This is a genomic window from Polaribacter vadi, from assembly GCF_018861005.1.
In the GTDB taxonomy this organism is placed as follows: Bacteria; Bacteroidota; Bacteroidia; order Flavobacteriales; family Flavobacteriaceae; genus Polaribacter; species Polaribacter vadi_A.
Genome location: NZ_JAHKQL010000004.1, coordinates 194,819 through 207,839, shown reverse-complemented (window position 1 = coordinate 207,839; position 13,021 = coordinate 194,819). Strand labels below are relative to the sequence as shown.

Here is a 13,021-nt window from a genome sequence, read left to right as displayed (position 1 = left end):
TTCAGTATTCAGTATTCAGTGTTCAGTGTTTTGGTGTGGTAAAAAGAGTTGTTTTTTTCTTTGATTTTCGACTTTAAATTTATTTTGCTACTGCTAACTGCTAACTGCTACCCCTTAACAGTTCTCCTGCTTTGCAACCATAAATAAAATTGTAATCCAAATAAAATGGCGCCTGCTAATAAATGTGTAGCTTGTGTGCCTAAAGGGAATTCAGCATAATACATTAAAATACCAGTTAAGGTTTCTAAGAATAGTAAAAAGATAATCCAATTAACTAATTTATAGCCTAACTTTTTTATTTGATTGATGTAAAACATCCCAAAGTTTACTAGCAAAATAGCAATAGTAAAAGATCTATGAAAGTAAAATTTAAAACTAGGTTCCATTAAACTGTAGTTCTTGTTCTCGAAACCAAAAAGTTTTACTTGCTCATCAATAAACTGCCTAACTTGTGTGCCCATTGCAATTTGTATCAAAGAGAAAATTACAGAAACAATTAATAGTTTATTAAAAGTTGAGTTGTAATTATAAGTTTTTTTGTCAGAAAGAATAAATTTTAACTTTAGTAAAATGGCAATGATAATTAAGCCAATTACCATGTGAATTGTAATAATTGCGGGAGTTAAATTAGTGTCTACCACTGTTTTTCCTAACCAAGCTTCAAAAAGCATTAAAAAGAAAGCTGCAAAAGATAAGTAAGTAATTGTTTTGTTTTCTTTCCAGAATTTGGTGGCTCCATAAATTAAAAATAGAAATACAAAACCAGCTAAAACAGAAGTTAATCTATTAATGTATTCTGTCCAAGAGTGATATTTATTAAACTTATTATAATCGTGTTTGGTGTATTTAGCCCAATTATTCGCGTTAAATTCAGAAGATGTTTTTAAATCATTTTCAGCAACAAATAAAACCTCATCTTTAATAATGATAAAACCTTTTTTAAATTCAGTATTTGGTTTCCAAGTAATTTGTTCTTCAGAAGTTGGTGGTATGTAATAGCCAAAACATTTAGGCCAATCAGGGCAACCCATTCCAGAGCCTGTCATTCTAACTACAGAACCAGCTAAAAAAATAAGATAAAGAGATATTATAGAAATTTGAACAATTTTAGGAAATCTTGTTTTCATCAAAAAAAAATGTTTTTGCAAAAATACGGCAAAAAAAAGTCGCTTAAAATAAATTAAGCGACTTGTGTCTTATGTAAAAAAATTCTAAATAATATAATTAGATAACTCTAACGTCTACTGCGTTTAAACCTTTTCTACCTTCTTTCAGGTCAAATTCTACTGCATCACCTTCTCTAATTTCGTCAATTAATCCTGATACGTGTACAAAATACTCTGTTTTTGAACCGTCTTCAATTACAAATCCAAATCCTTTAGATTCGTTGAAGAATTTTACTGTTCCGTTTTTCACTTTGATATATAATAAATGTTAATAATACCACAAATATAAGATTATATGTAGTAAGTTTTACAATTCTTTGCTTTAAATAATTATCAATAAGATTATTTAGAATATATTTTTATTTTGATGATTCTTTTTTGATGTAAAAAGTTCAAATAAAAAATCATTTTAAGAATGTCAGCAATAGTAGGCTTTAGAAAGCTTTTAGTATTTTAAGTAGCTGTAAATCAGTGTTTAATATTTTTAAAAAAATCACATAAAATATGTTAAAAGTTTCTTTTTGTTAAAAACTTCAAGGGTTTTGTGAATAAGTAGGGCTTTCTTTTTTTAGTAAAAAATCCAATCTTTGTAGAGGTCGTTCTTAACGATTAAATAACATTCATAAACACTCAAATTTTTCACAATAATGTCTAAACAAGAGCCAATTTTACAACCAAATAACAATCGATTTGTTATTTTTCCTATTCAACATAACGATTTATGGGAATGGTATAAAAAACAACAAGCTTGTTTTTGGACAGCTGAAGAAATCGATCTACATTCAGATATTGTAGATTGGACTACCAAGTTAACTGATGATGAGCGTTATTTTATTAAACACATCTTAGCATTTTTTGCAGCATCAGATGGAATTGTAAATGAAAATTTAGCAGAAAACTTTGTAAATGAAGTGCAATATTCTGAAGCTAAGTTTTTCTACGGATTTCAAATAATGATGGAAAATATACACTCAGAAACCTATTCTTTATTAATTGATACTTATGTAAAAGACGAAGTAGAAAAAGATCAATTATTTAGAGCTATCGAAGTTTTTCCTGCCATAAAGAAAAAAGCAGATTGGGCTTTAAAATGGATCGAATCAGATTCTTTTGCAGAGCGTTTAATTGCGTTTGCAGCAGTAGAAGGTATTTTCTTTTCAGGTGCATTTTGTTCAATTTTTTGGTTAAAGAAAAGAGGTTTATTGCCAGGTTTAACGTTTTCTAACGAGTTAATTTCTAGAGATGAAGGTATGCATTGTGATTTTGCAGTGCATTTACATAATAACCATATGGTTAACAGAGTAGCACCAGAACGTATAAAAGAAATTATTGTAGATGCTTTAAATATTGAAAGAGAATTTGTGACAGAGTCATTACCAGTAAGTTTAATAGGTATGAATGCGCGTTTAATGACACAGTACTTAGAATTTGTAACAGATAGATTGTTGTTAGAATTCGGATGTGAAAAAGTGTATGATGCTACAAATCCTTTCGATTTTATGGAAATGATTTCTTTAGAAGGAAAAACAAATTTCTTCGAAAAAAGAGTGTCAGAATATCAAAAAGCTGGTGTAAAATCTGGTGGAACTGGAAGTATCAGTTTCGATTCAGATTTTTAAGATTTAAAGAATCTTTTCTATCAGTAAATAATAAATACTTAAATAAGTATATCATAAAAAAGAGCCTTCCAAAATTTGGAGTTTTTGTTGGCTGTAATAACTAGTGAATAATCGTAAATAATTAAATCGTAAATCTAAATTATGTTTGTATTAAAAAGAGATGGCAAGAGAGAGCCAGTTATGTTTGACAAGATCACAGCTAGAGTTAAAAAGATGTGTTATGGCTTAAACAAAATTGTTGACCCAGTAAAAGTAGCAATGCGTGTTATAGAAGGTCTTTATGATGGAGTAACAACTTCAGAATTAGATAACTTAGCTGCAGAAACTGCTGCAACAATGACAACTGCTCACCCAGATTATGCAAGATTAGCTGCAAGAATTGCTGTTTCTAACTTACATAAAAATACAAAGAAATCTTTTTCTGATACTATGGATGATTTATATTTCTATGTAAATCCACGTACAGAAAAAAAAGCACCTTTATTGGCAGATGATGTCTATAAAATTATTCAAGACAATAAAGAAAAATTAGATTCTACGATTATCTACAACAGAGATTTTAATTACGATTATTTTGGTTTTAAAACATTAGAGCGTTCTTACTTATTAAAGTTAAATGGCCAGATTGCAGAACGTCCACAACATATGTTAATGCGTGTTTCTATAGGTATTCATAAAAATGATATTGATGAAGCAATTGCTACTTACGAGTTAATGAGTAAAAAATATTTTACACACGCAACACCAACTCTTTTTAATTCTGGTACTCCAAAACCACAAATGTCTTCTTGTTTTTTATTACAAATGCAAGATGATAGTATAGAAGGTATTTACGATACATTAAAACAAACCGCTAAAATCTCTCAATCTGCAGGTGGTATAGGTTTGTCTCTACATAATATTAGAGCTACAGGTAGTTATATTGCTGGTACAAATGGTACATCTAATGGTATTGTACCAATGTTACGTGTTTTTAACGATACTGCACGTTACGTAGATCAAGGAGGAGGAAAACGAAAAGGATCTTTTGCAATGTATTTAGAACCTTGGCATGCAGATATTTTCGATTTTTTAGATTTAAAGAAAAACCATGGTAAAGAAGAAATGCGTGCAAGAGATTTATTCTATGCCATGTGGATTTCAGATTTATTTATGGAGCGTGTTCAAAATGATGCTGAATGGACTTTAATGTGTCCTCATGAATGTCCGCATTTATTTGATACTTATGGCGAAGAATTTGAACGTTTGTACACAAGTTACGAGGCTGCAGGTAAAGGAAGAAAAACCATTAAAGCTCGTGAATTATGGGAGAAAATCTTAGAATCTCAAATTGAGACAGGTACACCATATATGTTGTATAAAGATGCAGCAAACAGAAAATCTAATCAGAAAAATTTAGGTACAATTCGTTCGTCAAACTTATGTACAGAAATTATGGAGTACACTGCAAAAGATGAAGTTGCTGTATGTAACTTGGCTTCTATTGCATTGCCAATGTTTGTTTCTGAAAGAGAAAATGGAGAAAAATACTTTAATCATAAAAAATTATTCGATGTAACTAAGAAAGTAACTCGTAATTTAGATACTGTTATTGATGCAAACTTTTATCCTGTAAAAGAAGCAGAAAACTCTAACTTTAGACACAGACCAGTAGGTTTAGGTATACAAGGTTTAGCAGATACATTTATCAATTTACGTTTGCCTTTTACAAGTGAAGAAGCAAAAAAACTGAATCAAGATATTTTTGAAACAATGTATTTTGCAGCTGTAACATCATCTATGGAAATTGCAAAAGCAAAAGAACCATATTCTACATTTAAAGGATCTCCAATGTCAGAAGGAGAATTCCAGTATAATATGTGGGGAGTTAAAGATGATGAATTAAGTGGAAATTGGGATTGGGATAAATTACGTAAAAACGTAATGAAACATGGAGTTAGAAACTCATTGTTAGTTGCACCAATGCCAACAGCATCTACATCTCAAATATTAGGAAACAATGAAGCTTTTGAGCCTTATACTTCTAATATTTATACAAGAAGAGTTTTATCTGGTGAGTTTATTGTAGTAAACAAACATTTACTAGAAGATTTAGTAGAATTAGGTTTGTGGGATAATGATATGAAAGAAAGCATTATGCGTGCAAATGGTTCTATACAGCATATAGAAGAAATTCCTGCAGAATTAAGAGAATTGTACAAAACTGTTTGGGAAATGAGTATGAAAGATATTATTGATATGGCACGTCATAGAGGTTATTTCATTGATCAATCTCAGTCTTTAAACTTGTTTATGAAAGATCCAGATTATGGTAAATTAACATCAATGCATTTCTATGCTTGGAAATCTGGCTTAAAAACAGGAATGTATTATTTAAGAACAAAATCTGCAGTAAATGCAATTCAGTTTACAGTTTCTAAAGAAAAGAAAAAAGAAGAAATAGAAAAGCCAATGAGTGCTGCAGAATTTAAAGCAATGGTAGACGCTTCTAGAAATGCAGAGCCAGATGATTGCGAAATGTGTGGTTCTTAAATAAAAGGTTATTACATTGAGCTTTATGCAGAATTTTAATATTATAGATTGACAAAAAGAGAAGTAGAAATACTTCTCTTTTTTTGTATTTTCGAAAAATGAAAAAAATAATATATTTATTTGTTTTTTTGTCTTTTTATTCTTGTAAAAAAAATGATATAAAACAAAACGATATCATCATCGAAAAAGAAAATAGTATTAATTTAAATCAAATAAATTTTGATAACTATTTGTTTAATACTCTTAACAATCAGCAAGAAAAAATTGAATTAGAAAAAGGCAAAAAATATATTTTAGATTTTTGGTATTTAGAATGTCCTCCTTGTGTAAAACAACATCAGGAAATTAAAGAGCATCAAAATTTACTTGCTAAAAATAACATAGAAGTTATTGGTGTTTCTATTGATAGGAACCTTGAAAATTGGATAAGTTATATCAATAAACATCAATATAATTGGAAAAATTATAATCAATATTCTCAAGAAAATGAAATTAAAACGGATTATAAAATCAAACTTTTTCCAACTTATTTATATATAAATGATGAAGGAGTAATCTTAAAGAAGTTAAATTCTTTTCAAGAATTAATTACTTCATTAGAATTAGTAAGTGAAAATAAATAAAATAAAATGTTGAACTCAAATTATGAGTTTTGCATTAGTAAATTAAGAAATAAATGAATTGGGAACAACTCCTTTCTTTAAAACGTTTTGGTGATACACAAAAACGACCAAGAATAGCACAAGATGAAACACGCTTAGGGTTTGATGTAGATTTTGATAGAATCATATTTTCATCAGCATTTAGAAGTTTACAAGATAAAACACAGGTAATACCATTATCAGAAACCGATTTTGTACACACACGTTTAACACATAGTTTAGAAGTTTCTGTTGTTGGTAGAACTTTGGGTAGAAGAGTAGGTAAAGTGTTGTTAGAACGTCATCCAAATTTGGTGAATTTAGGTTATACTTTTAATGATTTTGGAGCCATTGTTGCTGCAGCATCTGTAACTCATGATATTGGAAATCCACCTTTTGGGCATTCAGGAGAAAAAGCTATTGGCGAGTATTTTAAAACAGGAAATGGTGCTAAATACAAAGACCAATTATCAGCAAAGGAGTATCAAGATTTAATAGATTTTGAGGGTAATGCAAACGGATTTAAAATTCTTACAGAATCTAGAGAAGGTATTTCTGGTGGTTTACGTTTAAGTTATGCAACATTGGGCGCGTTTTTAAAATATCCAAAAGAAAGTTTACCTAAAAAACCAACAAGTCATATAGTTGATAAAAAGTATGGTTTTTTTCAATCAGAAAAAAATGAGTTTTTAGATGTGGTGCAAGAATTAGGAATGAAACCTAAATCGTTAGAAAATAACTCTTTTTACAGACATCCTTTAGCATATTTAGTAGAAGCCGCAGACGATATTTGTTACACTATTATCGATTTTGAAGATGGTATAAACCTTGGTTTAATTGATGAAGATTATGCTTTAGAGTATATGATTAAGCTAGTAAAAGATACTATTGACAGTAAAAAATACCATTCTTTACAATACAAAAAAGATAGGGTAAGTTATTTAAGAGCATTAGCAATTGGTGTTTTAATTAATGAAGCTGTAGCCATATTTTTAGCAAATGAAGAAGCTATTTTAAGCGGGTCTTTTGAAAAATCTTTACTTGATAAATGCAAATACGAAGCACAAATAAACGATATTATTAAAATTAGTATCGATAAAATTTATAAAAGCAATGAGGTTGTAGAAAAAGAAGTTGCAGGTTATAAAATAATTGCAGATTTATTAAATGTTTTTGTTTATGCCTTAAATAATAAGTTTGATGGTAATCAATCTAATTTTGACAAATTGGTACTTAATTTAATGCCTAAAGAATATCAATTAGAAAGTGAGTGTTTATATGATAGAATAATGCAGGTTTGTAGCTATGTTTCTAGAATGTCAGACAGTTATGCAATTAGAATGCACAAAAAATTAACAGGTAATATTATTTAATTATTATAGTTTATTAACGAAACGTTAAAATTTAACATAATTATTAATCAATTATAGTTAAATTAGTGGTTCTATATTTAAAATTTTAACACTTATGAGAAAAAAAGTACTTGGTTTACTAGCTTTAGTTTTGGTTGCTTTTGTTGGTATAGTTTTATTATCTGATAAAAATGAAGCTAATAATGAAGTAGCATCTTTAAAAAAGATAAAAAAGAAAAAGAAAACCATAGAAGAGAAAATGCTTTATGCAAAAGAAAGAGAATTGTATGAGTTAGGGTTTCAAATCAATCCAACAACTGGTAAAATTCCTTTAGAAGAGAAAGAGCAAGAATACAATACCGCCTATAAATTATTAAATACAAAATCTAAAAGTAGTGTTGCAAGTAGAAGTTTTATCTCTAGAGGGCCTTCTAATTTAGGAGGAAGAACAAGAGCTTTAAGAATAGATGTTTCAGACCCTACAGGAAATACAATTATCGCTGGTGGTGTAAGTAGTGGTGTTTTTAGAACTACTGATGGTGGTGCAAACTGGACCAAAGTATCTAATAATGATGAAATACATAATGTTACAGCAATTGCGCAAGATACAAGAGTAGATTCTCAAAATATATGGTATTATGCAACAGGAGAATGGTCTGGAAATAGTGCGTCATTGGGTTCTGCATATAGAGGTCAAGGTGTTTGGAAATCTATTGATAGTGGTCTTAATTGGTCTCAAATTGCTTTAACAAATTCAGTTCATGAAGCTTTTGATTCTTATTTCGATTATGTAAATGCTTTAGAAGTAAGTCCTATTAATGGAGAATTATTTATTGCAGCTACAGGTAAAATTTATAGATATGATGGTACAACTATGAATGTTGAACTAGAGATGGCAGATGATGCTACAGGTTGGACAGATGTTAAAATTGCAAGTAATGGTAGAGTTTTTGCAGCTATAGAAGGTACATCTAAAACAGCAGGTGTTACAACTTCTCCTACAGGAAATGGTTCTTGGACTCTTTTAGCAAGAAATGGTAATCCAACAGGTTGGTCTGCTGCAGGCAGAATAACTTTAGCTGTTGCACCTAGTAATAATGATGTTTTTTATGCATTATATAATAATGGAAAAACATCTGATGCTTCTTCAGATACTTATGAAATAGAAGCAGATTTATGGAAATACGATTTATCAACTTCTACTTGGACAAATTACTCAGATAAATTACCAGATGAATCTGGAGGGAACTCAGAAGGTAATGACCCTTTTGCTATTCAAGGAGGGTATGATTTAGTAGTGTCTGTTAAACCAGATAATGAGAATTTTGTTGTTGTTGGTGGTACAAATCCATATAAAATTGAAAATATTACTACAGATGTTATGTTTTCAAGAATTGGAGGTTATGTAAATAATTTAAGTTATGGTACATATAGTGTTGGTGGTACAAATCATCATCCAGATATACACCAATTAGTATTCGATCCTCAAGATCCAACAACTCTTTACAGTGGTACAGATGGTGGAATTCATAAAGCATTAGTTACGGTGCCAAGTGTAGCTTGGACAAGCTTAAATAATAACTATCAAACATATCAATATTATCATGTTGCTATGGATCCACAATCTGGGAAAGATATTGTTTTAGGTGGTGCACAAGATAATGGAACTACTGTTGGTGGTTTAGATTATGCTAGTTCAGCAATTACTGATAAATCAACAATGGTTAGTATGGCTGGTGGAGATGGAGTTGCTGTTGGAATAGGTAGAAATAGTAATGCACTTAGATATTATTTAGGTTTTCAAAACGGAACAATTTATCAAAGAAAAAATGGGTTTTTAGAAATAACTCCAGATGATTCTTCTAGTCAGTTTGTTACTTATTTTTATTTAGATCCAGATAATAATGAAACATTATATTATGCAGGTCAATCTAGTTTATTTGTAACCAATGATGCAGAAAATATAACTAGTGAAACTTGGACTAATTTAGGAACTTTACCAGGTACTAACGAGTTTATTAGAACTATAGCAACTACAAGAGGTACATATAATGCTGCAACAAGTCACATTTATATTGGTGGTCAAAGTGGTGGAATTTTTAGAGTGTCAGATCCTCAAAATGTAACATCTATTTCTACTTCAGCTGTAAATATAACTCCAGCTTCAGCAAGTAAGGCAAGTGGGTCAATTGTAAGTGATATTGCTATTCACCCTACAAATCCAGATATTGTATTAGCAGTTTATTCAAACTACGGAATTAATAATATATACCTAACAACAAACGCAACTGCTGCATCTCCAACTTGGGATTTAGTAGAAAGAAATTTAGATGTTCATTCAATAAGATCTGCAGCAATTACACAAGTAGGTTCAGAAATAACATACTTTGTAGGTACAGCAAAAGGATTATATAGTTCTACAGATCCAACAAGTATAGATTGGGCTATTGAAGGAGCTAACGATTTAGGTTTAGCTATTATTAGTTCATTAGTTTATCGTCCTTCAGATAATAAATTATTAATTGGTACTCATGGAAATGGTATGTACGAAACTACTATAGAAGAAACACTTTCTGTTAGTTCTTTTAATGATGATTTAAAATTATCAATATATCCTAACCCTGTTGCAACTAATGTTTTCTTAAAGAGTAGTTTAATAGATTCAAATGATGATGTTACCTATGAAATTTATAATTTAATTGGTAAATCTGTAAAAAAAGGACAACTTAAAGATGCTCAAATTAATGTAGAAAATTTAACTGTAGGTGCTTATATTTTGAATATAAAATCAAAAGATTTAAAGCAGTCTGTTAAATTTATTAAAGAATAAAAATATGATAAAGAAGTTCTACAGCTTTCTTTTAATGTTTATTTTCCTTTTTGGATGCGCTAGTGGTAATATGAAATTAGAAGATAAACCTTTAGTAGAAATTAAAGAAGCCTACTTTTCTAAATATTCATCAGGAATAAAAGGAGGTGGAGCTGGTTTTAATGTTCATATTTCTATAAGTGATAAATTAGAACAGGATAAAAAACTTTCAGGTGTTTATTTTAAAGAAAAATATGCCAATTTAAAGTTTAATGAGCCTAATATTTATACAGCTTTTATAAGAACAAAAAAGTCAGAAGAAACAAATTTAGATGCTATTAATAGTTCTATAAAAGATGAAAAAACTAAAGAGGTTTTAAAAGATGATTTTCCTTTTCAATTAAAATCAAATGAAGCAGTTTTGGTTTATATGATAAAAGAAAAAAAGAAATATTTTAAAGTTCTTTTAGAAAAAAAAGATATTGGTATACCACAATAATATATAAATTAAAAAGACGCAGAAATGCGTCTTTTTTTGTTTTATATCAATCTAGAAAACACTTCTGATAAAGTTCTTGAATCTAGTCCGTTTTTTAATAGTAATCTTTCTTTAGAACCTTGCTCAATAAAATCATCAGGTATACCTAAAATTTTAATTTTATTTTGATAATAATTTTCAGCAGCAAATTCTAAAATAGAAGAACCAAAACCACCTTTTAAAACTCCATCTTCAATAGTAACTATGGTTTGATGTTTTTTTAAAATGGTATGCAATAAATTTTCATCCAAAGGTTTTATGAAACGCAGATCATAATGAGCAATTAAAGAAATTGAGTTTTCATTATTTAATTTTTTTTCTGATAAAACAATGGCTTTAGAAACATTTTCTGTAATTGTACCAACACTCAAAATAGCAATAGTTTTACCATTTTTTAAACAAATACCTTTACCAATATCAATTCTTTGAAAAGGTTTTTGCCAATCAACAATATTACCTAAACCTCTAGGATAACGAATTGCAATCGGATTTTTTAAACCTAATTGAGCTGTATATAAAATATTACGCAATTCAATTTCGTTTCTTGGAGCAAAAATAATTAGATTTGGTATACATCTTAAATATGCCAAATCAAAAACACCATGATGTGTAGCACCATCTTCGCCAACTAAACCAGCTCTATCTAAACAAAAAATTACTGGTAAATTTTGCAAAGCCACATCATGAATAACTTGATCGTAAGCACGTTGTAAAAAAGTGGAATAAATATTACAAAAAGGCACTAAACCTTGTGTAGCCATTCCTGCAGCTAAAGTAACAGCATGTTGTTCTGCAATACCAACATCAAAAGTTCGGTTAGGAAACTTTTTTAACATTAAGTTTAAAGAACTACCAGTTAACATTGCTGGTGTAATTGCTACAATTTTATCATTTTTTTCTGCGAGTTCAACAATGGTTTTTCCAAATACATCTTGATACTTTGTATATAAACTAGCTTCTTTCTTTAAACGCTCTCCAGAAATTTTATCAAATTTACCAGGTGCATGATAGGTTATTTGATCTTCTTCAGCCTTTTGTAAACCTTTACCTTTGGTAGTTATAATGTGTAAAAATTTTGGACCTTTTACAGATTTTAATCGTTCTAATTCAGTTAATAGTTTTGGTAAATTATGACCATCAATAGGTCCAGAATAATTAAAATTTAATGCTTTTATAATATTATTTTGAGCTGCTAATTTTCTATCGGATTTTACCTTAGTTAAATACTCTTTTAAAGCACCAACAGCAGGATCAATTCCAATAGCATTATCATTTAAAATGATGAGTAAATTTGCTTTAGAAACTCCTGCATGATTCAACGCTTCAAAAGCCATTCCGCTTGCAATAGAAGCATCACCAATTACAGCAATATGTTGTTTTTCTTTTTCTCCTTTTAAGTTCGATGCAATTGCCATTCCTAAAGCAGCAGAAATAGAAGTAGAAGAATGGCCAACACCAAATGCATCAAATTTACTTTCTTTTCTTGACGGAAAACCAGAAATACCACCAAATTGTCTGTTGGTATGAAAAACGTCTTTTCTTCCAGTTAAAATTTTATGTCCATAGGCTTGATGACCAACATCCCAAACTAATAAATCATTAGGTGTATCAAACAAATAATGCAAAGCAATTGTTAATTCTACAACACCTAAACTTGCACCCAAATGGCCTTCTTTAGTTGATACAATATCAATAATAAATTCCCTTAAATTTTTAGCTAATTCAGGTAATTGATTAGGATTTAATTTTCTTAAATCAGAAGGATTTGATATGTTGTCCAACAAATTTTTTGACATTCTACAAAAATACAATAATCCTTTTTTGTAATATTGATTTTTATTTTCTTTAAATTATGATACAACCTTTTGATGATACTTATTTTATGAGAAAAGCCTATCAAGAAGCAGAAATTGCTTTTGATAAAGGCGAGGTTCCTGTTGGTGCTGTTATTGTTTTAAAGAATAAAATAATTGCAAGAGCACATAATTTAACAGAGACTTTAAATGATGTAACAGCACATGCAGAAATGCAAGCATTTACTGCAGCTGCAGATTTTTTAGGTGGTAAATATTTAAAAGATTGTATTTTGTATGTAACTTTAGAGCCTTGCCAAATGTGTGCAGGTGCAAGTTATTGGGCACAAATAAGTAAAATTGTCTATGGTGCTTCTGAACCTGAAAGAGGTTTTGTAAATTTAAAAACTACTATACATCCGAAGACAAAAGTTGTATCAGGAATTTTAGAAAACGAATGTTCTCAAATTTTAAAACGGTTCTTTATCGAAAAACGTAATCTAAATTAAAAGTAAACTGTTAAATATTTAACAAACTCTTCTTAAAAAATTTGTAGTGTAATTTGTTTTAA

10 protein-coding genes are annotated in these 13,021 nt (G+C 29.4%); 7 read left to right on the top strand and 3 right to left on the bottom strand.

The window, feature by feature from the left end:
• Positions 1 to 107: 107 nt before the first annotated feature.
• Both KO506_RS03570 and KO506_RS03565 read right to left on the bottom strand, forming a co-directional pair.
• Positions 108 to 1,127, bottom strand: a complete 1,020-nt coding sequence (locus tag KO506_RS03570) for a COX15/CtaA family protein (RefSeq protein WP_215993518.1) — start codon at positions 1,125 to 1,127, stop codon at positions 108 to 110.
• A 97-nt stretch (positions 1,128 to 1,224) separates the two neighbouring features.
• Positions 1,225 to 1,416, bottom strand: a complete 192-nt coding sequence (locus KO506_RS03565; RefSeq protein ID WP_015481089.1) for a cold-shock protein — start codon at positions 1,414 to 1,416, stop codon at positions 1,225 to 1,227.
• Between the two features lie 397 nt (positions 1,417 to 1,813).
• Here KO506_RS03565 and KO506_RS03560 point away from each other — a divergent pair, with 397 nt between their 5' ends.
• The 6 genes from KO506_RS03560 to KO506_RS03535 all read left to right on the top strand — a co-directional run bounded on the left by KO506_RS03560 (position 1,814) and on the right by KO506_RS03535 (position 10,618).
• Positions 1,814 to 2,785, top strand: a complete 972-nt coding sequence (locus KO506_RS03560) for a ribonucleotide-diphosphate reductase subunit beta (RefSeq protein WP_215993517.1) — start codon at positions 1,814 to 1,816, stop codon at positions 2,783 to 2,785.
• A gap of 141 nt (positions 2,786 to 2,926) precedes the next feature.
• Positions 2,927 to 5,317, top strand: a complete 2,391-nt coding sequence (locus KO506_RS03555) for a ribonucleoside-diphosphate reductase subunit alpha (RefSeq protein ID WP_215993516.1) — start codon at positions 2,927 to 2,929, stop codon at positions 5,315 to 5,317.
• A gap of 98 nt (positions 5,318 to 5,415) precedes the next feature.
• Positions 5,416 to 5,940: a TlpA family protein disulfide reductase gene (locus KO506_RS03550; protein ID WP_215993515.1), complete on the top strand. Its 525-nt coding sequence runs from the start codon at positions 5,416 to 5,418 to the stop codon at positions 5,938 to 5,940.
• Positions 5,941 to 5,993: 53 nt separating this feature from the next.
• Positions 5,994 to 7,331 carry a deoxyguanosinetriphosphate triphosphohydrolase gene (locus KO506_RS03545; protein ID WP_215993514.1) on the top strand — a complete coding sequence of 446 codons (1,338 nt, stop codon included), beginning with the start codon at positions 5,994 to 5,996 and terminating at the stop codon, positions 7,329 to 7,331.
• A 94-nt stretch (positions 7,332 to 7,425) separates the two neighbouring features.
• Positions 7,426 to 10,140 (top strand): T9SS type A sorting domain-containing protein, encoded by a 2,715-nt coding sequence (locus KO506_RS03540; RefSeq protein ID WP_215993513.1) that lies wholly within the window; start codon positions 7,426 to 7,428, stop codon positions 10,138 to 10,140.
• A gap of 70 nt (positions 10,141 to 10,210) precedes the next feature.
• Positions 10,211 to 10,618: a hypothetical protein gene (locus KO506_RS03535; protein WP_215993512.1), complete on the top strand. Its 408-nt coding sequence runs from the start codon at positions 10,211 to 10,213 to the stop codon at positions 10,616 to 10,618.
• A gap of 41 nt (positions 10,619 to 10,659) precedes the next feature.
• Here the strand turns inward: KO506_RS03535 and dxs are convergent, their stop codons facing one another.
• The gene (gene dxs / locus KO506_RS03530) at positions 10,660 to 12,453 is read right to left on the bottom strand and encodes a 1-deoxy-D-xylulose-5-phosphate synthase (RefSeq protein WP_215993511.1); all 1,794 of its coding nucleotides are present in this window, start codon (positions 12,451 to 12,453) and stop codon (positions 10,660 to 10,662) included.
• Positions 12,454 to 12,509: 56 nt separating this feature from the next.
• Between dxs and KO506_RS03525 the strand changes: the two genes are divergently transcribed.
• Positions 12,510 to 12,959, top strand: coding sequence for a nucleoside deaminase (locus tag KO506_RS03525; RefSeq protein WP_215993510.1), 450 nt, complete (start codon positions 12,510 to 12,512; stop codon positions 12,957 to 12,959).
• The last annotated feature ends 62 nt before the right edge of the window (positions 12,960 to 13,021 follow it).